Raw genomic sequence first — 24,415 nt, forward strand, 5'->3', positions numbered from 1 at the left:
TTCAGCCAACCTCTATTATTCAAATGAATTCAAACTCCTGAATAGGCCATGAAACCACCGTCAATTGGAACGGTGACACCTGTTACAAAACTTGAATACGATTCGTCTGCAAGCCAGAGCATGGTTCCAAGCAAGTCTTCAGGTTTTCCGAACCGTTTCATCGGTGTGTTTGAAATGATTTTTTCTGATCTTGCCGTATGGCTGCCATCCTCATTCAACAGTAGATTTTTGTTTTGTTTCGTCAGGAAAAAACCGGGTGCGATCGCGTTTACTCGTAATCCCGCTTCAGCAAAATGCACAGCCATCCACATGGTGAAGTTGTTTATGGAAGCTTTTGCTGCGCTATAAGCTGGGACTTTCGTCATTGGCGAGTAAGCGCTCATCGACGAGATGTTGAGAATTGCAGGAGCTTCCGCTTTCAAAAGTGCTTTGCCGAATACCTGGCTTGCAAGGAATGAGCCAGTGAAATTACTGTCGAAGACACTTTTGAATCCGTTCTCGTCCAGATCGAAAAATGATTTTTCCTCTTCAGCATCTTCGTATTTTTCGGAATCTGTGATGGCGTCGGGATGGTTACCGCCTGCCCCATTGATTAAAAGATCGACTCGTCCGAAAGTCTTGATGACTTCCTCTCTGGCATTCTCCAGCGATGACCGAGCCAATACATCAGTAGCGATCGAAATGGCGGTTCCTCCGGATTGACGGATTTCCTCAGCTACTTTTTGGCCTTTTTCAGCTGTCCGATTCAGGATGGCAACTTTTACACCGTGACGGGAAAGTTCTTTCGCCATCCTCGAACACAAGACACCACTGCCACCTGTGATCACAGCTACCCTATCTTGTAAGTTTTGATGCTTGGGAATCATTCTTCTCACCCTTTCTTTCCGATTCGTAAGCGTCCCATAATCCGAGCAAATACATAATCCCTAAAGCGCGGTCATAAAGACCGTAGCCTGGCCGGCATTTCTCACCCCATATATGTCGACCATGATCCGGTCTGACATAGCCATCATAATTTTGCTTGCTCAATTCTTCAACGACGCCTTTGATATCGATCGAACCATCCTGTGTGTAATGGGAAGTTTCAGTAAAATCTCCGTTTTCAAAGATTTTTACATTGCGAATATGGGAAAAAGGTGCACGTTCAGCATATTTTCTCGCCACTTGAACCATGTCATTCGACGGATTCGCTCCCATTGAGCCTGTGCACATCGTAAACCCGTTGGAAGGTGAATCCGAGGTTTCCAACAACCTTTCATAACTCTTTTCTCCAGTAATGATCCGTGGCAAACCGAAAATCGACCACGGTGGATCGTCAGGATGGATCGCCATTTTTATGCCATTGGCCTCTGCAACTGGCAGAATCTCTTTAAGAAAATGCTCCAGATTCCTCCACAGTTGTTCTTCATCCATGTCCTTATAGGCATCGAACAATTCAGAAATACGTTCCATTTTTTCAGGTTCCCAGCCTGGTAAAGTAAGGTCCGATGCTTCGGATACGGTTTTTAATAGTTCGTTCGGATCGAGATCCTCCACTTTTGCTTTTTCATAAAATAAAGCTGTCGAGCCGTCTTCCAATGGATGGAACATTTCGGTACGAGTCCAATCAAAAATCGGCATGAAATTGTAGCAGATGACTTTGACCCCGGCTTCAGCAAGGTTGCGGATCGTCTCTTTGTAGTTTTCAATGTACCTTGTACGATCCTTGTCACCTAGTTTGATCGACTCATGGACGTTTACACTTTCTACGACCTCTGCATGAAACCCGAACGATTGGATGTATTCCGTCTCAGCTAGGATATCTTCCTTTTTCCAAACTTCCCCCGCCGGGACTTTATGCAGGGCCCAAACGATGCCTTTCACGCCGGGAATCTGTTTCACCTGATCAAGGGTGACGGTATCATTTTCCCGGCCATACCAGCGAAATGTGATGTTCATGACAAACCTCCTTCGTCTTTAGCATTTAGTTACGTATTGTTCACTAAGGTTGACGACGGCTTCCAAACCGCCTTGTTGATAAGCTTTATTCAAATCACTGCCAATCCCACATGCAACAGCTCCCGCTTCGAGCCAATCCTCAATATTATCCAAATTGATCCCCCCAGTTGGCATGATTCGGGCATGTGGCAACGGTCCATTTACCGATCGGATGAATGATGGATCGAATTGGTTTGCAGGAAACAGTTTGAGAACATCGCTTCCCGCTTCCATCGCTTCAACCATGTCACGGATCGTCATACAACCCGGCATATACGGTATTCCATGTCTGTTGCACAAGATGGCGATTTCTTTGTTGAAATGCGGGCTGACGATGAATTTGGCGCCTAACAGAATTGCATTGAGGGCTGTCTCAGGATCAAGGACCGATCCAGCACCCAAGAGGACATCTTCATTTCGTAGTTGCCGGAAGACATCGTCGACCTGAGGGGTGGTGTATGTCAATTCAATTGTCCGGATCCCGCCTTCTATCGCCCCTTTCGATAATTGGACCGCTTCCTCCGGATTTTCACCACGGATGACAGCAACAACTTTTGACTCCGCAATCCTCGCCAAAGTAGAATGTTTCATAAACAAAGCAATACCTCCTTTAATGCGTGCCTGGCACCATTTTAGAACCATTGGGGCTCTAAACTTGCCGTTTGGTGCCAGGCACCGTTTTGAATCCCTTCTCCTGCAAGGCTTTCTGAATGGTGCCAGGCACCGACTACAATTTGATGATGACTTTTCGGACTGAGAATGGTGGGGATTCCATCAATTTGAATGCTTTCTCAGTTTCTTCGAGCGGGAATACATGACTGACAAGGTCTTTTATATCGAATTTCATCGAATTGAAGAGATCGACGACTACCGGAAAACGGTCCGTTTGTAAACGTGATCCACAGATTGTCAGTTCTTTTTTTGTAATGTCTACTTGAGAAATCTGTGATGGTGAACTATGAAATCCAAGTAATACCACTCGTGCGGCTACAGATGTCACATCGATCGCCTGTTCAACCGTTTGCGGGAGTCCGACGGCATCAATCACAACATTAGCCCCCATCCCTTCCGTCCATTTTATGATCTGTGCTTTCACATCGCCGGCACCTGGATTGACGGTGAAATCGGCTCCCCATTTTTCAGCAAAGACCAACCGTTCTTCATTGAAATCGGAAATCGCTACCTTCGCCCCGGCTTCCTTCGCGACTTTCAAGCAGCATAAACCGATCGGACCGGCTCCTATGATGAAGACCATATCGCCTTCTTTCACATCGCCGCGGTAAACGGACTGTGCCCCAATCGTAAAAGGTTCGATCAAAGCGATTTCCGACCAATCCAGTCTGTGATCGACCTTATGGACAAGATCCTCAGTGACGACCATGACTTCTCTTCCTCCGCCTTCTCGATGGACACCGTAAACTTCAACATTTTCACATACATTCGGTCTCCCTTGTTTGCAGGCATAACATGTCCCGCATGAGGTCATCGGTTCGATCACGACTTTATCGCCAACCGCAACGCTCGAAACAGAACCCCCGACTTCCACTACTTCTCCGGCTACTTCATGCCCGATGATGCGTGGATAGGAGGCAAATGGATTTTCACCGTGGAGGATATGCATATCTGAACCACATATCCCCATTGCCTTCATCCGTATCTTGACCTGATTCGGTCCTTCTAGTTTGGGTTCTTCCACTTCTACTACACTTAGATTGCCTGGTTGTGAAACCTGGATGGCTTTCATGATTTCTCCCCCTATTTTTCCTAATCAAATAGACCTGGTAGATACATCGTCAATGACGGTACGAAGCTGACGAGCAACAGGACGACAAGACTCACACCTAAAAACGGCAACAAGGCGACGGATGCCCGTCCGATTGACACTTTTCCGATGCTGGATGCGACAAACAAGCATACCCCGACTGGCGGTGTTGAAAGACCGATCATCAAATTCAACACCATCATGACACCGAAATGGACTGGATCCATACCGACCTGGGTTGCAACTGGCAGCAATACAGGGAACAAGATGACGAGAGCAGCAATCGTCTCCATGAACGTACCTACGAACAGGAGCAATAGGTTCAACAATAGAATGACTACGATTGGGTTTTCAGAGATTGATAGAATCGTATCCGCAACCAATTGTGGAATCTGCTCACTGACGAGTACCCACCCGAAAAGATTGGCGAATCCGACAAGGACCATGATCCCGGCCGTACTGACCATAGAGTCCAGAAGAATTTTAGGCAGCTGATGGACCTTCAGATCCCTGTAGATGAACATTCCGACAATCAACGCGTAAACCACAGCGACAATGGAAGCCTCAGTCGGGGTAAAATAACCACTTAGGATGCCGAAGAGGATGACCACCGTCATCATCAATGCCCAAAATGCGCCCCAGAACGATTTAACGATCGTAGGCAGTTTTTGCCGCTCCCCTTTCGGATACTTACGTTTTACTGAGATGAAAAAGGTGATAATCATCAACCCGATCCCTAACAGGATGCCAGGAATCGTCCCCGCTAAAAATAGATCTCCGATTGAAACGGTTGCTAACGTACCGACAATGATCATCGGCAGTGATGGAGGTATGATCGGACCGATTGTAGAAGAGGATGACGTTACTGCAACAGAGAACGGAGCGTCATAACCTTCTTTTTTCATAGCTGGGATCAATACCGACCCGATACTTGCCGTATCCGCGAGTGCTGTCCCTGAAATCCCGGCAAATCCCATCGAAGAACCGACATTCGCAAGTCCAAGCCCACCACGGATATGGCCGATAAGGTTATTGGTGAAGGTGATGATCCTTTCGGTGATCCCTCCAGCATTCATCAGGTTACCGGCAAGAATGAACCCGGGAATACATAGCAAGACGAATGAATTGATGCCCTCGAACATCTTTTGAGGAATGATGTTGAGCGGGATGTCAACCATCACGATATAAATCAATGAAGAGAGCCCCAGACTGAATGCGATGGGAACCCCAAGGAAAATAAGGACGATGAATGAAATAAAAAGGATCAGTGCCATCATTGTTCTACACCTTCTTCGTTGTTCTGCTTAAAAACATGATAGATGTTCAAGAAACTATACAATGCCAGGAAAATGAATATGACCGTCATGCTTGAATAGATGTAATACATTTTGACTGTCAATGTTGCAGATGATTGGTTCTTCCCGATCAAGGAGAATTGATAGGCATAATTGATCATTGAAGCCGAAAAAATACCTAGCACAAGGTAAATCAAGGCGTCATAATACTTTCTGATTTTATCTGGTAAAATGCTTACCAGCAGATCGACCCTAACGTACTCTCGTTTTTCCATTGCCACAGGTGCAGCAAAGGCTATTGAAAAGATAAATAGAAAACGAGAGAGCTCTTCTGTCCATACGAAGGTTACCGGGGTATACCTCCCAATCACTTGCATGAGGACAACCATGATAAGGGCAGAAAATGAAAGGATAGTCAAAAGTTTCAGGATGCGACTCATAATCTTAACGGCTAGCATACAGCTCTCTCCTTTTCTAATTATTGAATATGGCTGGCTCATTTTGCCTCATGCCCAGCTTTTGCATCTCATATTGAAAACATGGTGCCAAGACATAGATGAGCCAACCCTATGATGATCATTCAGCCGATTCTAAGATTTTTTCGTAAAGCTCGAGCTGCTTTCCAGATAAACTCTTTTCAACGGCAGGTTTCATTGCATCAGAAAACGCTTCCTTGTCCGCTTCTACAAATTCCATGCCTTCGTCTTTCAACGCTTTTTCATATTCAGCAGTTTCTTTTTCGAACAAATCCTGTCCATAAGCTTGAGCTTCCTTAGCCGCTTCTTTCACTGCGTTTTGTGTCTCTTCATCTAACGCTTCAAATTGTTTGTTCCCTACTACGACATAAATCCAGGAATAAACGTGTTCCGTTTTGTTCACGTATTTTTGAACTTCAGAAAATCCTGCACTATGAATCAGATCGACTGGGTTTTCTTGTCCATTGATGACTTTTTGCTGCAATGCTGTAAACACTTCACTGAAGTCCATCACTTGCGGGCGGGCGCCTGCTTCTTTCCATGCATCCATGAACAATGGAACGTTTGGAACACGCATTTTGAATCCATTCAGATCCTCAGGAGTTTTGATCGGTTTATTTGACGTCAAGTTACGTGGTGCACGCATGTGATAATAAAGCGGTGTAACGCCTACTTTGTCTTTGATTGCGCTTTCAATCTCTGCACCAATGTCTCCTTCAACCACTTTCTTCATATGATCTTGACCCTGGAATGCATACGGGACTGCCATCAGTGCTGCTTCCGGAGCCCAGTTCTGCATCGTTTCACCAGAGATCGTCATGTCGACTGTCCCTGCTTCAATACTGTTCAAAACTTCCGTCTCTCCGCCTAATTGTTCATTCGGATAAATTTTGATTTCCAATTTACCGTCTGTCTTTTCAGCCACAAGCTCAGCGAATTTTTCAGCCGTTTTATGCCAGACGTGATCTTCATTACCGAGATGTCCTAACTTCCAGGTTGTCTTTTCTCCTGAACCACCTGACTCATTTGCTCCGCTACATGCAGCCAAAGCAAAGACCATGACTGAAACCATTAATAAACTAAACCACTTTTTCATTGTGTAAATCCTCCTTACATTGATTTTTAAGATTTTAAGTAATCGTAAATACTGCGAGATACCGGAATACCCTCGGTAGATCTTGTTTCTTCTTTCAATTGTTCCGGTTCACCAGGAACCAGGACAGATGAGAAACCTTCGGCAGGCTTCACTTCATGGAGCTCCTGGATCATTTGATCGATGTTGGATAAGAATTGATCTTTTTCAATAAACAGTCCTGGATCAATCGTGATGATGACATGAGCGAGATGCCGGTTTTTTCCATAGTCCCCGTACATGGTTGTGATACTCGGTCCAAAAGCTGAACCCGTCAAAATTCCTGTCATTACATCGACTGTTAACGCAAGTCCATACCCTTTCGGACCCCCGACCGGAAGTAAATGTTTGACTAGATTCGGATCAGTGACCGGATTCCCATTGTCATCGACTCCCCAGTTATCTGGAATCGATGTTCCTTGTTCCTTGGCATGGAGAACCTTCCCTAATGCCACATTGCTCGTAGCCATATCCAGAATAATCGGTTTTTGTTTTTTAGCCGGGAAACCATAAGCAATTGGGTTCGTCCCGAAATAAGGTTGCGAACCACCGAAAGGGACTACGGCGCTGTCTGTTTGTGTCATGATCATGCTGATTGTCTCTTCTGCTGCCGCTTGCTCGGCAAAATACGATAAAGCACCGCAATGACTGCTATTCACGATACCGACAATTCCGATGCCATTTTCCTTGGACAATTTAATCGCATGGTCCATCGCTTCTTTTACGACAACATGGCCCATTCCGTTATCACCGTCAAATAAAGCTGCTGACATCCCTTTCTGTTCAATGGTAAACTCTGCCCTAGGATTCATCCCGCCTTCGTTCAACCTTTTGACATAATGTTCAGTGCGCAAGACACCATGAGAATGGACCCCTCTTAAATCGGCATGAACCAGGACATCTGCTACTATTCTTGCATGTTCTTCAATCACAATCTTCCAATCTCTGAATCTTCTTTCGTAGTAACCAGTAAAAGGTTGGCCCCAATACTTTTTGCTTGTTCAGCTGCTATTTTTACAGCCTTTGTATTTCCTGAACCGCTTATCGAAACCAGCACGTCTCCTCCCTTTATGCTTGGTGTGATCGTTTCACCTGTAACGAAGACAGTGTAGCCACAATGCATCAGCCGCATGGCAAAAGCCTTGCCCATCAAGCCTGAACGGCCTTCACCGCTTACGAAAATACGATCAGCTTTACGTAATTCCTCAATAAACGGCTTGATTTGTTCATCATCCAATCTTTCTGCGACCTGTCGCAATTCGTCAAGGATTTGAAGGTGTATTTGTTTCAAATGATTGGATCACCTCCTTGATTGTCTTGGTAGCCTGCGATGGGCTTTCAGATTCAGTAATGTAGCTGCCCACAATATAAACAGCAGGGTTCAACTGATGAAATTTTTCTACTCGATCGGGCTTTACGCCGCCAGCCACAAATACGTGGAAATCGTTTGATAGCTTCATATAAGGATTCAGGGACTCAAGGGCATTAGAGTGCTGCATGTCTTTGCCAATGTGGACTGATACAAGTTGCACTCCCAATTCTTTTAACTCTTGCAATCTTTTTTCAGCAGTGATCCCTAGTAGATCGACCATCACTTTTTTCCCATGTTCTCTTGCCTCATTCAACGAATCTACTATTGTCTGATCTGCTGCAAAGCCCATTACCGTCGTGATATCAGCACCTGCTTCCTTTCCAGCATCACACGTTTTCATGTCCGCTACAATCACCTTGTCCGGGTTACGCCCTTTCATTTCACGGACGATCTCCATTCCGTATTCCTTGAGCACACCCGTTCCGATTTCGACATAATCCACATAGGGGGATGCTTGTTCCGTGATCTTATGGCATTCCTGCCTCGTCAACCGATCGAGGGCTAGTTGGATCATCGGAACTTCATCTTTCAATGTGTTTCTCCCCTTCTAATTTCATCAGGACATCTTCCAAATATGGCAAGCCCTCATTATCCCCCTTCACACTGACGACCATCGAACCGATAATGTTTGCAAACTTCAGGATCTTCGGCAGTTCCCAATCATTCAGGAGGCCATAAAGCACACCTGCGTCAAAACCATCCCCTGCCCCTACCGTATCTACTACTTTTGGGACGAATTGAGGCGGTTCTTCTATAAGCCCGTTTTTCGTCCAAACAGCCGATCCTTTTTCACCAAGCTTCAAAAACAAGTGTGAAAGACTGTATTGCTTGGCATGTTCGATCATTTCTGGAATATGATCTGTACCAAAGAGGATTTCTGCTTCCTCTATGCCTGTCAAAAGATAATCGACATCCGGTAACCATTGAAGTAATGTTTTGCGGGATTCCTCTTTACTCCAAAGCTTGAGTCTGATGTTCGGATCCATCGAGATTTTCAGGTCATATTTCTTTGCCAGTTCCACAGCACGATCGATAATCGTCCTGTTCTGTTCATGTACTGCCGGGAAAACTCCAGTTATATGAAGCAGTTTCGCTTTCCTAAAATAAGATTCATCTAATGATTCCGGTTTCAAAGTAAGTGTTGGAGACTGCTGGCGATAATAGAATGTTTTACCTGAACCATCTTCAAGAATTTCCTTAAAGTTCAACGAGGTCGGATACCCTTCCATCAAATGGACTTCCGACACATCAATCCCTTCGCCTCTGGTAAAATTGTAAATGTATCTGCCAAATTCATCTTTCCCCAATCGACTGATCCAGCCTGTCTTCAAACCAAGCCTTGCACACCCGATAGCGACATTCAGCTCTGCGCCTCCGACTTTTCGTTTATATGTATCAACGAATCGAAGCGGGCCTGTTGTGGAAGGATCCATCGTTATCATGGCATCTCCGATGGTAATCACATCATTCATATGAAGCACCTCCTTTTCTAACTGAGTTCCTAACGATCAATACCGGACTAAAACGGTATACATCCGGTTTCAACTCTTTATGTTTCTTCACTTTGTTTAATAATAGATTTGCTGCTTTCGTTCCCATTTCAAATGTTGGTTGTGCAACTGTCGTTAAGGGTGGGGAATGGATAGGCGCAAATGATACTTCATCGATCGTCACCAAACCGACATCCCTTCCAATCTGAAGCTCATTTTCAGTGACAAATTTCAAAAACTCCATCAAGGTCAGGTCGTTTCCAGTGATAATGGCTTGTGGAGGTTCCTCTAGTGAAAAAAGTTCGTCAAGCCCCTGTTGCAATTCATGGATTTCCATTCCACGGATGTATTCTTCTCGAACGGGTAGACTGTGAACTTCTAGAGCTTTACGGTACCCTTGTATCCTCTCTATTCGAGGTGTCACGTTCTCTATTAATGACGACGTAATGATTGCAATACGCTCATAACCACTTTCCACGAGATGATCAATGGCTAATCGGGAAGCTTTTTCATTGTCCAGCATAACTGTATCCATCGTTAAACCATCGACTAGGCGGTCCATAAATACAATCGGAAAATCTGCATCGATGAGACGTTGATAAATTTCCAAATTTCCACTTGTCGGGAATACGATCAAGCCATCCACTTGCTTTGCAAGGAGGGTCTCAATGTACTTTTTTTCCTTCTGCGGGTCATCATCTGCATTACACACGATTGTTGAAACCCCTTCATCACTGCAGACATCCTCAATAGCGCGGATCACTTGTGTAGAAAAGTTGTGTAGGATGTTTGCCACAATAACACCGATAGTTGACGTATTCTTCTTCTTCAAACTCCTCGCGACCACATTCGGTTGATAATTCAATTCTGAAATTGCTTTCTTAATTCTCGAACGTGTTTCCTCACCCATGTAATCAAAACGTTCATTAAGATATTGGGAGACAGTACTTTTAGAAACACCAGCTCGTTTGGCGACATCGCCTATCGTAACTTTATTGATTGGCATAATTAATTTCATTCCCTAAATTTCATTTCTACTAAATCGGTTTAGTAAATCGATTTAGTGAAAAGTATAAAACAAATGTAAGCGCTTTTCAATAGAAATTTCAGAATTTTTGAGGATTTTTGTAATCTAAACAAAAACACCCTCGAATCATCGAGAGTGTTTTACTTTTTAACTGGAAATCATAGAATACGTTGTACAGTTCTTCTAGTTCTAACCGGATAGGGGCTGTGGGATTGTTGACCGGTCTTCCGCTTTGATCGTATCGGTTTCCACGAACGTGTCAATTTATCTTACTTCCCTTATAGATTTGTATTAACGTAAGAGATTGTCTTCTCAATATGTGAAGGTGTTCCAGGGGCATCGTGTCCTGCAAAAGGATATAGTTCCATGCTTTTTTCAGATGTTATCTGATTATAAACACCAAAAATCGGCTTCGGGGGACAAATGAGGTCTTTAAATGCAACTGAAATACGAATTTTACTCGTAATGTTTGATGCATGATTAAGAATATCGAAGTAGCTCAGATTGGTGAGGACTCTTTTCGTATGTTCTGGATGAAGTTTCAGGAATTTTTCTATTTCAACAAATGATCCTTCCATTTTTTGTTTTATCGTCAGTTCAATATCACACATATTGGGTACATCTGCTACCACAAGAGCCGGCCGCGGATCCAATGCTGCCACCGCCATCGCTATTCCCCCTCCTAAACTTGAACCCATTAGACATACAGTATTTGGATCGATTTCATCTTGTGTCATGATAAAATCAACTGCACGTTTACAATCCAGCCAAACTTTATAGTAATAGTATTCTTCTTTCACCAACAAGCCTTGAGTAGCCCAGCTTCCCGTATTACCGTACGAGTACGTACTATCATCACCTGTTTCTCCCATTCCGCGGCAATCGACTGCAAATATCGCATATCCCTGGATCAGCCAGGTCATATATTGAGAAATTGCTCCTTTGTTGCCTCCGTAACCATGATAAAAAATTATACATTTTAATTTTTCCTTGGTATCAACCGGTTTAATATAATAAGCACTTATAGGTGTTTCATATGCTCCTTGATAGGTTACACGCTCTACCTGGACTTGCTTTATTGGATAGAGGATTTCTTTTACATGTGGTTTCAATGGAATTGTTTTAGATTCGGAAAGCGCATTTTCCCAGAAGCTATTGAAGTCTTCTCTTTTTGTCAATTCAGGATGATAACTTTCATATTCTTTTATAAGTGCATCTATTTCCCTCATATTTTCACCCTTTCTTAACCTATCTGCTATGTAATGTTTTAAAATTAGCAACCTCGACTATATTTGTCAAAGTAGAATAACAAGGGTTTAACAAAAAACACTGTACCAGGCACCAATAAGAAACCCTTGTGTCCCAAGGGATATCAAACGGTGCCAGGTACAAAAAAGAAACCCAAGCGTAGCAAGGGTTTCAAAATGGTGCCTGGCACCGTTTTCACTTTAAGGCTACTAGCAGGTCGGTTTCTACTGCTGCGTTTCCGGGGAGTGAGCATACGCCGACCGCGCATCTTGCGTGCTTTCCGTTTTCACCAAACACTTGAATCAAGAGTTCAGATGAGCCGTTGATCACTCCGGGTACTTCTGCAAAACCTTTTTCACAGTTTACATACCCTGTAACTTTCACGATTCGATCGACAAGTTTGAAGCATCCAACAACTTCCTTTATGATCGCTAGATGGTTCAAGGTGGTGATTTTTGCTGCTTCATATCCCTCTTCAATGGATAGGTCCGCTCCTACCTGACCTTTGTAAGGAAGCTCCCCATTCCATTTACAAGTCACCCCGCTGATGAATAGAAATTGTCCGCTTCTTACGGATCCGAGGTAATGCCCGGAAGGTTTCGGTGCATCAGGTAACTCTAATCCAAGAGATCGAAGCTGTTCGTCCACTTTTTCACAATTCATTTTCAGCTTCCCTTTCTGTCACTTATTCGTGTCAAGAGGTCCCAGTCATCAAGCCCTCTTCATCCTGCTCTCCAAACTGTTTCCTGAGCTTGAATTTACACGTTGTGTGGTGTAGTACAATTTAAGGCTTGCGTTTCGATGACATAGCAGACATTTGGTTCCGGCCGGTGCTTTACGAATATGAGGAACCTCTAACAGAGTGATCTCTTTTTTAAAGTGATGTTTACAGACCCACATATCTTCCACCTAGTTACCTTCTTTGATTGCTGAAACGAAAGCCATTTTTAACTGAATACGTTTACTTGTTTATTTTCCAGCCGTAACTTTCTCTTTTTTGATTTTATCGGGCTTTCTCTTTTTGACTGTTTTTGTGGTTTCTTCATCCCATGAAACCGATACATCGCCATTTGTCACAAACGACTGGCATCCAAGACGGTAGCCTTTGTCCAGCCATTCATCACCTAGCTTCCGCCGTTCTTGGACTTTCACCTTATCAAGAAATTCTGCACCTTCTTCTATCTTACATACGCATGTCCCACAAATCCCGCCGCCACATTTATTGGGGAGATCACCATCATATCTTAAAGACATCCTAAGAATATTCGAATTTTCCGGAACTTCGATCACTTTACCGCTAGTCAGATAATTAATATTCGGCATCGTTCAGTCCTCCCTGTAATCTTCTTGTTCTCTTGGTATACAATATACCATATTGAAAATATTCTGACAACTGAATTTTCGAAATATTTCACTTTTTATCATGGTTTCTTGCCATTCTATATTCTTTTTTGCGGTTTGTTGTATACCAAGTGGACCCGTACACAATTAATAAAAACAATAAAAAAACGGCGTACCAACACTGTTTTCAGCTGGCACGTCGTCTTTCTTTAAAGAGGTTATTACTTTACCGCATTATACGCATTTACTACACCATTACCAAAGATCGGATCATACCCTTTTTTTCCTGCATCATCTGCTGCTTGTTGTAATTTTGTTTGTACCTGGCTTGGTGATGGCTTCTTTCCTGTTTCTTCATATACTTTGGAGATATATGCAGCCGCTACACCAGCAACTTGTGGTGAAGCCATTGACGTTCCGCCCTTCCAGCCATAGCCCTGCTCACCGAATTGTGCGACCCCAGTTGGAGAATTTAAATAAGTCGGAAAAGCACTTAATACTAACCATTTGTAATCCCCAGGTACCCGTGTTCCATTATAGTCAGGACCTAAATCCCCGCCTGGAGCAGATAGATTGATATTTCCGTTTCCATAGTTCGAGTAGAATGCTAGACGATCCTCTGTACCAAATCCTCCGCCTAGAGCAGAAACAGTGATTACACCAGGAATTTGAGCAGGTACTTTAAACCCTGCACCTTGAACCTCATAAGCAGCTGTCGCCGGATTCGCATCTAATACATCATTATACCAATCAGCCAGCTTTGCCGGGTTGCTTAAATCCTGACCGTCGTTACCTGCTGAAGCGACAACTGTCACATTTTTATTCGTCGCATATCGAATCGCCCGGTTATAAGCTACCATATCAGCAGCGTCATTTCCTAAACGAATCTTCTCGCCCGTAGCAGGGTCTGTGTAATACCATTGCCCGACTACCCTTGTACCGCCTAGACTCATGTTGATCACATCTACACCATCATCAGCTGCAGAAATAATGGCATCTTTGACACTCCCACGGCTAAAGCCGCAAGCTGAAGCTCCGGTCCAGTGGGATTCTCGAATGATTTTCCGTCCTCAGGCCATTTCTGTTTTGGACAACCTTCGAGCTTAGGGTGTGCCATCCCCCCTCCTAAGACAGGGCTTATAGCCTCTTAGGCCGATCGACTTTGACCATCGATCACAGGTGCATGACGAATATTCATCGCCCCCACCCGATCCCGGTGGGTGTGGTAGCCGCACCGGCATTTGTATGAACGGTCTTTACTTTTGTTTCGATTTCCGCATGATGGACAGGTTTGACTCGTGTATTTGGGTTCAACATACTCGACTTTGATTCCTGCCAGTGCCGCTTTGTATTCGATGAAGGTGGTTAAACGATAAAAGGACCATGTATGAAGATTCTTTGCATTTTTACGGCTTGTTTTTGCCGTCAGGCGAATATTCGCCAACTTTTCTAATCGTATAATTGACACATTATGTTTGACTGCGAAATCGACAATTTGCCGACTCACTTTATGGTCTTGGTCCTTCATCCAGCGTTGCTCTTTATTATTGAGCTTTTTGATGGCAGTGAGCTTTTTCTTTCTTCCGAGCTTTTGTCGTTTAGATTTGAAAATCCGTCGAACATACTTGTTTCGTCTTCCGTTTCCAAAAAACCGGGTCTTCTCGTCTTCGGTGACCGCAACAGCCGGGACTTTCAGACCGAGATCGAAACCCATGATGTTGGTGCCCGTGTTTTGTTGGGTCGGGATCTCTATCGAAAACTGAGCGATCCACTTGTGAGCTTTTTCCGTGATCCGGAGGGTTCCAAGTTTATGGGAAACAAGTTTCGTGAGGATGTCTTGCGTGAAGGTAGCGTTAATGCGGATACGCTTGGATTTTCCGTCTACCATCAATGGTACTGAAACGGACCCCTCATCAAACGTGTAGTTCTGATTGTTCCAAAGGATGCAGGGTTTCTTTAAGATGGGGATAATTCGATATTGGGATTTCTTGGCTTTCCGAAAGACACTTTTTGCATCCCGGATCGCCTGGTTTTTGACAGCACTGGGGAGAGGAGCATTTACATGTTTGGAGGTTTTTCGGGTCGGTTCTTTCGCTTGTATCATTTCCGCTACAAGCGCATTAATGGTTGCAATATACGTGGTGCTCGAGCGCCTCAATAAATCATTTTGATTTTGATTAGGCAACAGTTTCACTTGGACCGTGACCGTCTGTGACATGCTTACCCCCTCGTTTATTGTTCTTCGACACCCCGTTGTTTCGGTTCTTTTGTATGTCTATATCCACCATTATACCAAACATGAGTTCGCATAGAAAGAAGAAAAGTATGAATTATAAATGACAGGAATTGGTTATGAAGAAACAGTGAATTTTCCAGAAATCGCACAAAAAATATCAACACTTTGTTGAATTGTGATGAAAAAATAGGAAATAAGGCAGGGGAATCTGATCAACACACCAATTAAGAATCAAAAACCGTTGATAAAGCCAGACTAACTCCCTCCTTACCCGAAGCTTAACCTAGTTACACTTTTAATTGGGTAAATTACTATAACGGACATGAGAGACGCTATTTTGCCAAAAGTGAACGCTTTTTCAAGTAAATCAGGCAAATAAGGCCTCTTGTGACTCTGATGTCCGTTAGATTTTCGTTCTAACAAAAAAAGCCCGGTACGAAACCCGCGCTTTCAATAGTAATCCCTATCGACTTGCCTTCCGTTTTTCTTTTTGTTGCTCTAGGAAATTGATATAAGCTTTTTTCGAATTTTCGATATGGATCTTCGTGTGATATTCAGCCATTTCGACTTCCTTGTCTCGAAGAGCTCTCATGATCTGGATATGCTCCCTTAAAGATTCCTTCCGGCGTCCTGGAGTTTCGTAACCCATGTTTGCCGACATTTGAATATAATCTGTCAATCCCGAAAGAATCTCATACAATTTCGGACTTTTAGAGGCTTTATAAAGAAGAAGATTCATATTGATATGTTCATTATCGAAGTCCTCCGAGCCATTCTTCTCAAGCTCTTCTAATTCTCTAATTTTCTCATCAAAAACATTTTGGGTTTCCTCATCCATCTTTTGTGCCGCGAGTTTAGCTGCGAGCACCTCAAGCGAGGACAGGATCGTAAAGACTTCTATGACTTCTTCTTCAGAGATGTTCGTAACAATGACCCCTTTTCGAGGCACTGTTTTGACAAAGCCTTGCGATTCAAGACGGAATAACGCTTCACGTATCGGTGTCCGGCTTATGTTCAATTTCGTAGCTAGTTCCCTCTCGATCAGACGGTCTCCAGGCTGGAATTCGCCTTCTAAAATCAAGTCCTTCAGATATCTGTATGCGCGTTCACGAATGGATAACAGTTCATCTTCTGCCCATTTCATTATAAGTCACCTACTTGCTTTCCCCTATAAAACATCGCAGCAATCGCGATATGTTTTATAGTAATATTTCACTGCGACTGATACTTGCCTTTTTTACTATTTTAGCAGAATCTTTACCATAATTTCATTTTTCATTCAATTAAATGGTGATTTCTTTGCACAAACTCCAGAAATGGTATGCCAAACAGTAAGTACCACACTACATATTAAGTATAATAAATTGGGCAAAGCCAAGCTTTCTTTAAATGTAAAAAAGACGACCCACAAGTACCAGATAAAAACCTTCTGGCCATGAGTCATCTCACAAAAATAATCGCTTCCTTTCATGCTAAAAATACGCCGCCGTACCCTAACGCACACAAAATCACGAGTGCTGGGTGGATCTTGAATTTGTACATCGTCAGCCAACCAAGCGCTGTCAAAATCACGAGATGCAGAACCCCGCTAGCTTCAAACGCGGTAATAAAAAACTGGAATGCCAAAACACCTAGTAAAATCGCGATGACAGGCTGTACGGATACGGTCAGCATTTTCACATGAGGCGAGTCTTTAAAAAGGTTCACGAATTTGAACAGGATGATGACGGCTATTGCTGAAGGGAGGATCGTAGCCGCAAGTGCGATCAACATGCCTGGCACACCACCGATTTGATAGCCGATGAAACCACCCATCTTGGTCGCAATAGGACCTGGAAGCACATTGGCAATCGCTAAAAGATCCCCGAATTCTCGTAACGTCATCCATTCATAACGATTGACCACCTCGTTTTGAACAAGAGGGATCGTTGACGGACCTCCCCCATAGCCGAGCAAATTGGAAATGAAGAAAGCCCAGAAAATATCCCAATAGATCATACGCTTTCTTCCTTTCTCTCAACATGTATTTCGTCAGGGTCAGCCTTACCTCTGTTCCTATAGGTGGCTACAATGAAAGCTCCCGCTAAACAAGCCCCGATCATGACACCGGGATGGACATTCAACAATTGGAGGACGACAAGTGAGATCCCTGATAAGGCGAGCATGATTGGGAACCCGAGACCTTTCCTGGCTTTATCTGCAAATTTATACGCCATTTCCAACAGGAGTATACCAATGATCGGTGTAACCCCAGCGACCATCCCGCTGACGAATGGTGAATTTCGATATTTGTACAAAATACCGAGCATGCCGACCATTCCGATCAACGATGGTAAAATATGCGCAAGGATCGCAACGACCGCCCCTAAGCTGCCTTTCACCTTGTATCCGATATAAGCTGCCATTTTCGTAGCAATCGGGCCTGGCAATGTATTCGCAAGTGCCAGGGTCTGCCCGAATTCATCTTCTGTCATCCATTTGTATTTCTTCACAGTTTCATATTCGATCAATGGAATCGTCGACGGTCCACCTCCATAACCAGTCACCCCGGTCCTTGCGAATCCGATCGTAAGGTCCAAGAATGGTCTCACGTTTATCTCCTTCTTTCTGCCTCAACCCTGGTCATTTTTTAATATCGGCATCCGTCACTACATCATGTCCTGCAGGCTGCAGATGCTCTTGCAATGCTCTTAGTGCAGCAGTTCCAACAGCTGTATCCTGCTCGCCATTCCCGCCGCTAACACCGATTCCACCGATGACTTCTCCGTCAACGACGATTGGAAAACCACCGACGAACACCGCGAATTTACCAGGCAGCATGTGTTGGATCCCGAATGCTTCGTTTCCTGGAAGCACGGGACCGTTCGGTTCTTTATTGAAAAGATGCGTGGACCGCTTGTGTCCAGCTGCCGTAAAGGCTTTTGCAATCGAGATTTCTGGCCCTGTAATACGCGCCCCGTTCATCCGTTCGAGCGCGATCAAGTTCCCGCCGTCATCCACCACCGCAATCGTTTCCAGAACATCAATCTCTTCCGATTTTCGTTTCGCTTCTTCTATGATCAGCTTTGCTTCTTCCAACTCAAGTTTCAATGTTGTTTTCATCGTTTGTTTATCCTCCTCATCCTAGCGATCGGGTCAATTAATAGCCAACATACACGGTTTTGATTTGTGTGAAAAATTCGAGTCCCGCTCTTCCTGATTCGCGGAATGTGGATGTACTTGATTTTTTCAACCCGCCGAATGGGGCATTGATCAAGTTACCAGTTGTCGTGCGGTTCACTTTTACAGTTCCCGCTTTAATCTCTTTCGTGAATTGTTGGGCTGTTTTCAGATTGTTCGTAACGATAGCCGCTGATAACCCATATTTGACGCCGTTTGCGACCGATATGGCTTCCTCATAATTTTCAACTTCAATGACGGAAATGACCGGACCGAAGATTTCTTCTTGTGAGATCGTCATATCAGGCGTTACACCAGAGAAAATCGTCGGCTGCACGTAAAATCCTTTTTCAAAATCACCATCAGTAAGATGTTCACCGCCATAAACGAGAGTAGCGCCCTCTTCTTTTCCGATACCGATATAGTTCAGGACATTGTTCAGTTGCTTTTCGCTTGCTAACGGACAGATCGTAACGCCTTGTTCAAACCCGTTCCCGATCTTCAACGCCTTCGTTTTTTCAACTAACGCCTCCAAATACTTGTCTTTCACTTCCTTCATCACGATGACACGGCTTGTTCCGGTACAAGCTTGTCCGGTTAGAGAATACCCGCCGTTGACCGTCAACTGAGCTGCCAGTTCAACATCTGCATCATCCATCACGATAATCGGATTTTTTCCGCCCAGTTCCATTTGTGTACGGGTCTCGAGTGAAACATTACGGTGGATGTGTTCTCCTGCTCCTGTCGATCCGGTAAACGTAACCGCTTTAACGGCAGGATGAGTGACTAAACTGTCACCGATATCCTTTGAATGACCGGTTACAAAATTAAGGACACCTTCCGGAAGCCCGGCCTCGTGGAGCGCTTCAACAAGACGATAAGCAATCAATGGCGTTTCAGAAGATGGCTTGAACACCACTGTATTCCCCGTAATCAAGGCTGGTGCAATTTTTCGGGCTGGTATCGAGATTGGAAAGTTCCATGGTGTAATCACGGTTACGACCCCAAGCGGTTCCAGTTCAGTCGAGACTTTCATGTTCGGGTCGTCCTGCGGGAATGTTTCACCTGTGAAACTCTGCCCCTCAACAGCATAGTAACGTAACGTTTGAGCAGATCTGAGCACTTCTTTACGGGATCCCCCGATCGGCTTTCCTTCTTCCCGCGTCAGTTCATCTGCAAGTTTTTCGACTCCCTCTTCAAGTAGATCGGCCGCTTTATTTAAAATTGCTGCTTTTTTTGAAGGCGGGGTGCTTGCCCAACTCGGAAACGATTTATCTGCAACCTCAATCGCTCTTTTCACATCTTCTTCATTCGAAGCCTGGAATTCCCCCACTACTTCTGCTTTATTGGCTGGATTGGTACTCTGAAATGTTTTCCCGCTTGTTGCTGTAATCCATTCTCCAGCAATCAAATTTTTGTAAAGTTCTGCTTTCGCTGTAAGCACATCTATCATCCTTTCTAATTCTTCAAAAACCTTGATAATAAAGTGGCAGCTTCCCGCCCAGGAAACTGCCATCGTATGTTATTTTGCTAGTTTCGATGTTTATTAGGCTTGTACGAGAGCACCTAGATCTTGTTCAAGGTATTCTCTCCAGAGGCCATCCATGTACATGCGGCGCATTTTAGCTCCGACCCGGACAATATCCAGACATTGTTGCTGTAACTCTGGAGTATTCGCATGTTCTAGTACGATCTTGTATCCGCGTTCACCGTGGATTTCATCCGATACGATGTGTAAGTCGAAGAATTCGATCTCTTCATCATCAAATCCGTATTTCTCTCGAAGGATCGGTGTTTGTTTTCTATAAATATCCGGCACTTGCGACTCTAGTCCGACGACTAACGCTGCTGTTGCGACAACAAAATTTTCCCTAGATGCTACTGAATAACACCAGCTTTGTAATCCAAGAGTCGTTGCCGTCATGTTCTTAGGATCCTGGACGCGTTCTCTTGTCGTTCCGCAAGATTCAGCAAAACGAATCAACAAGTCCGTATGACGGTCAGCCGCAATTTCTTCTTCATACATATTTTGAAGGGTAAAGTCTTTGGCATCTTCATATTCAGGTAGATCAGGAGTGTTATGGTAAATGTAAGAAAGGTAGTTAGCAAAAGGACCTACGTAGTGGTAATGGTTTTCAGCCCATCGCGCAAAATGGTGTCTCTCAAGCTTCCCTTCAGCCCAAGCGACAGTGAAAGGCGCTTTCTGACTATGGTTTCCTTTGATCGCCTCTTCTAGTTCTTTACGAAACTCGTCTTTTGATAATAGTTTTGCCATTTCCATTCTCCTCCTTGAAAGTTTCACACTTTGATTTTGTGTACAGTATTTTGTATACCAAAAAAACTTAAATAATATAACTATATTCTGTGACTGCCTTTTACCAGCTGGGTCATGGATGAATATAGTTCAAGTGATAGATAGTGGTGGATTCATTTGGTATACCATTTGACTAAATGGTACCCTATCTTTTTTTATTTGTAAACACTGTTTTCAGAATTTTTTATATTTTTGTTCTTTTTCCTCGAAAAATCACATAAACAATACAGCGAATAAGGTGGCGACAAACAACCCTGTAATGACCGGGATGAAGTTTTTCCTGGCTAGTTCTAAGACAGAGACTCCACAGAATCCGGCTACAGCAACCAATGATGACCAGGCAATCAATGTTCCTCCACCAGTCCAGATCGATCCCATTTGACCGATGGCTGCCAGTGTACTTGGATCTATTCCGGTCGTCCCTTCCATTGCACCCGACAATGCACCAACAAGTGGCAATCCAGAGAAACCAGAACCATCCAGTCCTGTGATGATCCCGACCATTAAAATTCCAAAGGCAGAGAAAAATGTGTTTTCAGGAATCGCTGATTGCGCAGATTGTACCAGATCGAATAAGAAAGCCGGTTTAGAGGCATCTTCTCCTAACGAAAGGATTGAACCTGTAAAATCAGAGCTTCCCAGGAAGAAGAATCCTGCAATCGGGATGACAGGTCCCATCGCCCTGAAAGCGAAAACAAATCCGTCTGTGATGTGTTCACTGATTTTATCAAGGGCATGGATCCGACGGAATGCGACGGAGGCCAAAACCAGCAAGACCGCTGCAACACCACCGATGAAGGCTGCACCATCACCGCCCTCGAACCCTCCGGATTTTGCATTACCAAGTTTCGTCGAAAACATGAAGATCATGACAGCCAAAAGAGATAGCGGGACTAAGACAGCAAAAAGTTTGCCCCATATTTCACGTCGCTGTCCATACACTTCCTCTTCTTCTGCAGTCGCCGACATCTCGGCTTCCACTTGAGGTGTTACATTCGTCAACTCCCGCAAAGCTTTCAATGAGGACGTTGACTCTTCGCTATTCGGCTTTGCAATCGATTTACGAACGCTGAGATAAGCAAGCGGGACAGCTACCCCTCCTGTAACAAGGGAGAGTACGATCGCTTTGTCAGCAACAGCCGCAGTACTGATTCCAGCTGCACTTGCACTCAGCATAGGCGCGATTTGCATGATGTAGTCGGAAGACAGCGCCATGCCCTGACCCGCAATCGCAACCGTTACCGCAGCGCCCATCGCTGGAAGTCCAGCCCGGATTGCTGCCGGAACCAACAATGTACAAATCAGCGGTACTGCGGGTGTCGGCCAGAAGAATAATGAAATGACATATGTGACTCCGATCAAGACGAAGAATGCAATATGTCCATTGACCATCACCTTTTGGATCGGGGCAATCATTTTTTCATCTGCACCGATATCTTTCAACGAGTTCAACAACGCGACCATCAATGTAATGATCAGGAAAATGCTGAACAATTCTTGCGCCGCGACCAAGTTTGCATTAAATACAGCTTGAAGACCACCAACGAACGATCCCTTATAAACCCATGCAACTAACAACGTTCCTACAATCGTCGGCAGGACAACTCCCCGACGGAATAACATGGTGAAAATGACAAGAAACGTGACGATCGCATACAACCAATGAGCAGCAGACAACTCCAAATTCATTCACCCTTTCATTCTTTGAATTTCAAGGCTTTCAATGAACAGACTCCGGCTTAAGGTCCAACAACTCCTCTAATGCAGCCGACAGGTTTTCCAATGCTTCTTCTACGATTTGTTCACCTATATCCCTGGATGCTTTAGTCGCATCACCAATACATCCATTTTTGGTCATTTCTTCATAGTGATAAAATCCTTGGATCGGCTTGCCAGGTCTTAACTGTTTGTATCTCCCCCCTTCGTTGAAGTCTCCTTTATTCAGTTTATCTGCGCGGATCAGAAATGGTGCGAGATAAAGCGCCTCTGAAACTTCCCTTTCGCAGCTGTGTCCGAAGATAGGAGAATGTATATTTTTGGAGATTGCTTGTTTGGCTGAAGCTGTCGTTTTTGCATAATAGATTTGAACATCTTCCTCAGGTCCGATGGTGGTGCTTGCTACGCTCAGTGTCGATTGATTCCCGCCATGTGCATTCAGAAAGAGGAATTTTTCGATTCCATGTCGCTTTAAAGATCGAACCATATCACGTAAAATGGCGATAAGCGTCTCTGGCTGAAGAGAGATAGTCCCTGGAAAGTTGAGATGATGAGGTGAAACGCCCATATTAACGGTCGGGGTCACTAGGATGTGCGGAAACATCTTTTCAGCCAATCGGTTCGCCATTTCCGTCGCAAGCACAGCATCGCAGCTTTCAACCATATGAGGACCATGCTGTTCATGAGCTCCGATCGGAATGACCGCCATTTTCACGGTTTTGAGAGCATCCCTCACCTCTTCCCATGTCATTTCTGTTAACATATATGCTTTCAAAGCGAGCGCCCTCCCATTATTTGGAATATTGTATACCTTTTAACATAAAAATTAAGTCACCCCGTAGTGCTTTCCTGTTTCGACTTCTTTTTAAGCTCTATGTTGTCCTGGGTGATTTCGAGATTATCCTTTACCGTCAACTGACACGTCAGACGATAACCCTCGTCCAAATTATCGCCAAGCATTTTCTGTTCTTTCCAATTCGGTGGATCGAGCTGATTTAAACCATCAATCACCTTACACGTACATTTTGTACATTTCCCCATTCCACAACCATATTTTAATTTAGGAAATTGCTTGATTCCAGCAAGGACAACCAGATTTGCGTGGTCTTTTACCTCCTGTTGAACGACTTCACCGTCGACATGTAACGTCACTTTTGGCATACCAAAACACCTCTTCACTGTGAATTTTTTGTCTAAATTTTTAGAATTTTAAAATAAGTATACCTTTCCTTTATGTCGTATGTAAACCCTTACAACGGAATTTGCGAAAATATAATTTTTAAAAATACTGATACATCAGGGTTTTTACTGGTTAGATAATTTAATTAATACAAAATTCTGAAAATAATATTGAACTGGGGACATTCTTGTTATAAACTAATAGACAAATAGATTTGGTATACAATATACTATTTGTCTTATCGGAGGTGACGATCCGAACGTTATGAACTGGTGAAGTCGTGGTGGATTCAAAACGCATAAGGAGGAATTTTGTATGGCGAAATACATTGTTTTGACGAACAAAGATACATTTCAAACAATTCTAGAGAATGATGGGCTGGAAACGGTTGAATCCTATCAGTTTTATTTTTTCGATAAGCTGAAATCAACCTATACGATCGCAAAAGTCCTTGATGATAATGCGAAAATCCAGCTATATGAAAACTATGAAGGAAAAGAATATGTCAATCATATCCGCGTGAAGTTTTTTGAAACCTTCGAAAACATCGAGGATGCAAGAGAGGAATTATATGAAATCGTAAAAGCCTCCGGAAACAGTGATGACTCTAAGCATTCTAAACTCGTTAAAGCTGAGGGTGTTCCTGCGAACTGAACGGATCAAAATGTTCAACAAAAAAACCTTGCCGAA

28 protein-coding genes are annotated in these 24,415 nt (G+C 43.9%); 1 reads left to right on the forward strand and 27 read right to left on the reverse strand.

The features are described from left to right. Positions 1 to 29: 29 nt before the first annotated feature. The 27 genes from ACTWQL_RS03915 to ACTWQL_RS04045 form a co-directional block, all read right to left on the reverse strand. Positions 30 to 866, reverse strand: a complete 837-nt coding sequence (locus tag ACTWQL_RS03915; protein WP_443141106.1) for an SDR family oxidoreductase — start codon at positions 864 to 866, stop codon at positions 30 to 32. Continuing rightward, entirely contained in the window at positions 835 to 1,938 is a 1,104-nt protein-coding gene (uxuA, locus tag ACTWQL_RS03920) for a mannonate dehydratase (RefSeq protein WP_443141107.1), read from the reverse strand. Before uxuA ends, ACTWQL_RS03915 begins: the two co-directional genes overlap by 32 nt. An 18-nt stretch (positions 1,939 to 1,956) precedes the next feature. Then, complete coding sequence (locus ACTWQL_RS03925; RefSeq protein WP_443141466.1) at positions 1,957 to 2,568, reverse strand: bifunctional 2-keto-4-hydroxyglutarate aldolase/2-keto-3-deoxy-6-phosphogluconate aldolase; 612 nt, start codon at positions 2,566 to 2,568, stop codon at positions 1,957 to 1,959. Between the two features lie 136 nt (positions 2,569 to 2,704). Further along, complete coding sequence (locus tag ACTWQL_RS03930; protein WP_443141108.1) at positions 2,705 to 3,721, reverse strand: zinc-binding alcohol dehydrogenase family protein; 1,017 nt, start codon at positions 3,719 to 3,721, stop codon at positions 2,705 to 2,707. A gap of 20 nt (positions 3,722 to 3,741) precedes the next feature. After that, positions 3,742 to 5,016, reverse strand: coding sequence for a TRAP transporter large permease (locus ACTWQL_RS03935; protein ID WP_443141109.1), 1,275 nt, complete (start codon positions 5,014 to 5,016; stop codon positions 3,742 to 3,744). After that, positions 5,013 to 5,492, reverse strand: coding sequence for a TRAP transporter small permease (locus tag ACTWQL_RS03940; RefSeq protein ID WP_443141110.1), 480 nt, complete (start codon positions 5,490 to 5,492; stop codon positions 5,013 to 5,015). Before ACTWQL_RS03940 ends, ACTWQL_RS03935 begins: the two co-directional genes overlap by 4 nt. 118 nt (positions 5,493 to 5,610) lie before the next feature. After that, positions 5,611 to 6,606: a TRAP transporter substrate-binding protein gene (locus tag ACTWQL_RS03945; RefSeq protein WP_443141111.1), complete on the reverse strand. Its 996-nt coding sequence runs from the start codon at positions 6,604 to 6,606 to the stop codon at positions 5,611 to 5,613. A 26-nt stretch (positions 6,607 to 6,632) separates the two neighbouring features. Next, positions 6,633 to 7,574: an ureidoglycolate dehydrogenase gene (allD, locus tag ACTWQL_RS03950; protein ID WP_443141112.1), complete on the reverse strand. Its 942-nt coding sequence runs from the start codon at positions 7,572 to 7,574 to the stop codon at positions 6,633 to 6,635. Continuing rightward, complete coding sequence (locus tag ACTWQL_RS03955) at positions 7,571 to 7,933, reverse strand: SIS domain-containing protein (RefSeq protein ID WP_443141113.1); 363 nt, start codon at positions 7,931 to 7,933, stop codon at positions 7,571 to 7,573. Before ACTWQL_RS03955 ends, allD begins: the two co-directional genes overlap by 4 nt. Continuing rightward, positions 7,905 to 8,546, reverse strand: a complete 642-nt coding sequence (gene hxlA, locus ACTWQL_RS03960; RefSeq protein ID WP_443141114.1) for a 3-hexulose-6-phosphate synthase — start codon at positions 8,544 to 8,546, stop codon at positions 7,905 to 7,907. Before hxlA ends, ACTWQL_RS03955 begins: the two co-directional genes overlap by 29 nt. Further along, positions 8,536 to 9,486, reverse strand: coding sequence for a sugar kinase (locus ACTWQL_RS03965; RefSeq protein WP_443141115.1), 951 nt, complete (start codon positions 9,484 to 9,486; stop codon positions 8,536 to 8,538). Before ACTWQL_RS03965 ends, hxlA begins: the two co-directional genes overlap by 11 nt. Then, the gene (locus ACTWQL_RS03970) at positions 9,479 to 10,504 is read right to left on the reverse strand and encodes a LacI family DNA-binding transcriptional regulator (protein WP_443141467.1); all 1,026 of its coding nucleotides are present in this window, start codon (positions 10,502 to 10,504) and stop codon (positions 9,479 to 9,481) included. Before ACTWQL_RS03970 ends, ACTWQL_RS03965 begins: the two co-directional genes overlap by 8 nt. A gap of 305 nt (positions 10,505 to 10,809) precedes the next feature. Next, positions 10,810 to 11,760, reverse strand: a complete 951-nt coding sequence (locus tag ACTWQL_RS03975; protein WP_443141116.1) for an acetylxylan esterase — start codon at positions 11,758 to 11,760, stop codon at positions 10,810 to 10,812. 214 nt (positions 11,761 to 11,974) lie between these two features. Then, positions 11,975 to 12,442 carry a RidA family protein gene (locus ACTWQL_RS03980; protein ID WP_443141117.1) on the reverse strand — a complete coding sequence of 156 codons (468 nt, stop codon included), beginning with the start codon at positions 12,440 to 12,442 and terminating at the stop codon, positions 11,975 to 11,977. A gap of 306 nt (positions 12,443 to 12,748) precedes the next feature. Beyond that, on the reverse strand, positions 12,749 to 13,102 hold the full coding sequence (locus tag ACTWQL_RS03985) for a 2Fe-2S iron-sulfur cluster-binding protein (RefSeq protein ID WP_443141118.1): 354 nt from the start codon (positions 13,100 to 13,102) through the stop codon (positions 12,749 to 12,751). A gap of 239 nt (positions 13,103 to 13,341) precedes the next feature. Next, a complete protein-coding gene (locus ACTWQL_RS03990) occupies positions 13,342 to 14,112 on the reverse strand; it encodes a S8 family serine peptidase (protein ID WP_443141468.1) in 771 nt (256 codons plus the stop codon). Next, positions 14,085 to 14,237 carry a hypothetical protein gene (locus ACTWQL_RS03995; RefSeq protein WP_443141119.1) on the reverse strand — a complete coding sequence of 51 codons (153 nt, stop codon included), beginning with the start codon at positions 14,235 to 14,237 and terminating at the stop codon, positions 14,085 to 14,087. The genes ACTWQL_RS03990 and ACTWQL_RS03995 overlap by 28 nt, the downstream gene beginning before the upstream one ends. Positions 14,238 to 14,267: 30 nt before the next feature. Continuing rightward, complete coding sequence (locus ACTWQL_RS04000) at positions 14,268 to 15,338, reverse strand: RNA-guided endonuclease InsQ/TnpB family protein (protein ID WP_443141120.1); 1,071 nt, start codon at positions 15,336 to 15,338, stop codon at positions 14,268 to 14,270. A gap of 481 nt (positions 15,339 to 15,819) precedes the next feature. After that, positions 15,820 to 16,500, reverse strand: a complete 681-nt coding sequence (locus ACTWQL_RS04005; protein WP_443141121.1) for a GntR family transcriptional regulator — start codon at positions 16,498 to 16,500, stop codon at positions 15,820 to 15,822. A gap of 323 nt (positions 16,501 to 16,823) precedes the next feature. Beyond that, positions 16,824 to 17,354 (reverse strand): chromate transporter, encoded by a 531-nt coding sequence (locus ACTWQL_RS04010; protein ID WP_443141122.1) that lies wholly within the window; start codon positions 17,352 to 17,354, stop codon positions 16,824 to 16,826. Next, positions 17,351 to 17,947 (reverse strand): chromate transporter, encoded by a 597-nt coding sequence (locus ACTWQL_RS04015; protein ID WP_443141123.1) that lies wholly within the window; start codon positions 17,945 to 17,947, stop codon positions 17,351 to 17,353. Before ACTWQL_RS04015 ends, ACTWQL_RS04010 begins: the two co-directional genes overlap by 4 nt. A 31-nt stretch (positions 17,948 to 17,978) precedes the next feature. Then, positions 17,979 to 18,458, reverse strand: coding sequence for a GlcG/HbpS family heme-binding protein (locus ACTWQL_RS04020; RefSeq protein WP_443141124.1), 480 nt, complete (start codon positions 18,456 to 18,458; stop codon positions 17,979 to 17,981). A gap of 37 nt (positions 18,459 to 18,495) precedes the next feature. After that, entirely contained in the window at positions 18,496 to 19,968 is a 1,473-nt protein-coding gene (locus ACTWQL_RS04025; protein ID WP_443141469.1) for an aldehyde dehydrogenase family protein, read from the reverse strand. A 93-nt stretch (positions 19,969 to 20,061) separates the two neighbouring features. After that, entirely contained in the window at positions 20,062 to 20,790 is a 729-nt protein-coding gene (locus ACTWQL_RS04030; protein WP_443141125.1) for a TenA family transcriptional regulator, read from the reverse strand. Between the two features lie 252 nt (positions 20,791 to 21,042). After that, the gene (locus tag ACTWQL_RS04035) at positions 21,043 to 22,512 is read right to left on the reverse strand and encodes a hypothetical protein (RefSeq protein WP_443141470.1); all 1,470 of its coding nucleotides are present in this window, start codon (positions 22,510 to 22,512) and stop codon (positions 21,043 to 21,045) included. A 37-nt stretch (positions 22,513 to 22,549) separates the two neighbouring features. Further along, the gene (locus tag ACTWQL_RS04040) at positions 22,550 to 23,320 is read right to left on the reverse strand and encodes a creatininase family protein (RefSeq protein WP_443141126.1); all 771 of its coding nucleotides are present in this window, start codon (positions 23,318 to 23,320) and stop codon (positions 22,550 to 22,552) included. Positions 23,321 to 23,376: 56 nt separating this feature from the next. After that, the gene (locus tag ACTWQL_RS04045; protein ID WP_443141127.1) at positions 23,377 to 23,706 is read right to left on the reverse strand and encodes a 2Fe-2S iron-sulfur cluster-binding protein; all 330 of its coding nucleotides are present in this window, start codon (positions 23,704 to 23,706) and stop codon (positions 23,377 to 23,379) included. A 334-nt stretch (positions 23,707 to 24,040) separates the two neighbouring features. Here ACTWQL_RS04045 and ACTWQL_RS04050 point away from each other — a divergent pair, with 334 nt between their 5' ends. Beyond that, positions 24,041 to 24,379, forward strand: a complete 339-nt coding sequence (locus ACTWQL_RS04050; protein ID WP_443141128.1) for a hypothetical protein — start codon at positions 24,041 to 24,043, stop codon at positions 24,377 to 24,379. Positions 24,380 to 24,415: the final 36 nt, after the last annotated feature.

It is taken from the genome of Pseudalkalibacillus sp. R45, from assembly GCF_052246725.1.
Lineage (GTDB): Bacteria > Bacillota > Bacilli > Bacillales > Fictibacillaceae > Pseudalkalibacillus.

Coding starts and splice junctions, on each gene's coding strand:
- ACTWQL_RS04030 (WP_443141125.1), bottom strand. CDS start 20,790: ATGGCAAAACTATTATCAAAAGACGAGTTTCGTAAAGAACTAGAAGAG.
- ACTWQL_RS03975 (WP_443141116.1), bottom strand. CDS start 11,760: ATGAGGGAAATAGATGCACTTATAAAAGAATATGAAAGTTATCATCCT.
- uxuA (WP_443141107.1), bottom strand. CDS start 1,938: ATGAACATCACATTTCGCTGGTATGGCCGGGAAAATGATACCGTCACC.
- ACTWQL_RS04005 (WP_443141121.1), bottom strand. CDS start 16,500: ATGAAATGGGCAGAAGATGAACTGTTATCCATTCGTGAACGCGCATAC.
- ACTWQL_RS04025 (WP_443141469.1), bottom strand. CDS start 19,968: ATGATAGATGTGCTTACAGCGAAAGCAGAACTTTACAAAAATTTGATT.
- ACTWQL_RS03985 (WP_443141118.1), bottom strand. CDS start 13,102: ATGCCGAATATTAATTATCTGACTAGCGGTAAAGTGATCGAAGTTCCG.
- ACTWQL_RS03965 (WP_443141115.1), bottom strand. CDS start 9,486: ATGAATGATGTGATTACCATCGGAGATGCCATGATAACGATGGATCCT.
- ACTWQL_RS03915 (WP_443141106.1), bottom strand. CDS start 866: ATGATTCCCAAGCATCAAAACTTACAAGATAGGGTAGCTGTGATCACA.
- ACTWQL_RS04000 (WP_443141120.1), bottom strand. CDS start 15,338: ATGTCACAGACGGTCACGGTCCAAGTGAAACTGTTGCCTAATCAAAAT.
- ACTWQL_RS04045 (WP_443141127.1), bottom strand. CDS start 23,706: ATGCCAAAAGTGACGTTACATGTCGACGGTGAAGTCGTTCAACAGGAG.
- ACTWQL_RS03930 (WP_443141108.1), bottom strand. CDS start 3,721: ATGAAAGCCATCCAGGTTTCACAACCAGGCAATCTAAGTGTAGTAGAA.
- ACTWQL_RS04010 (WP_443141122.1), bottom strand. CDS start 17,354: ATGATCTATTGGGATATTTTCTGGGCTTTCTTCATTTCCAATTTGCTC.
- ACTWQL_RS03945 (WP_443141111.1), bottom strand. CDS start 6,606: ATGAAAAAGTGGTTTAGTTTATTAATGGTTTCAGTCATGGTCTTTGCT.
- ACTWQL_RS03925 (WP_443141466.1), bottom strand. CDS start 2,568: ATGAAACATTCTACTTTGGCGAGGATTGCGGAGTCAAAAGTTGTTGCT.
- ACTWQL_RS03995 (WP_443141119.1), bottom strand. CDS start 14,237: ATGGCACACCCTAAGCTCGAAGGTTGTCCAAAACAGAAATGGCCTGAG.
- ACTWQL_RS03935 (WP_443141109.1), bottom strand. CDS start 5,016: ATGATGGCACTGATCCTTTTTATTTCATTCATCGTCCTTATTTTCCTT.
- ACTWQL_RS03940 (WP_443141110.1), bottom strand. CDS start 5,492: ATGCTAGCCGTTAAGATTATGAGTCGCATCCTGAAACTTTTGACTATC.
- ACTWQL_RS04050 (WP_443141128.1), top strand. CDS start 24,041: ATGGCGAAATACATTGTTTTGACGAACAAAGATACATTTCAAACAATT.
- ACTWQL_RS04020 (WP_443141124.1), bottom strand. CDS start 18,458: ATGAAAACAACATTGAAACTTGAGTTGGAAGAAGCAAAGCTGATCATA.
- ACTWQL_RS03980 (WP_443141117.1), bottom strand. CDS start 12,442: ATGAATTGTGAAAAAGTGGACGAACAGCTTCGATCTCTTGGATTAGAG.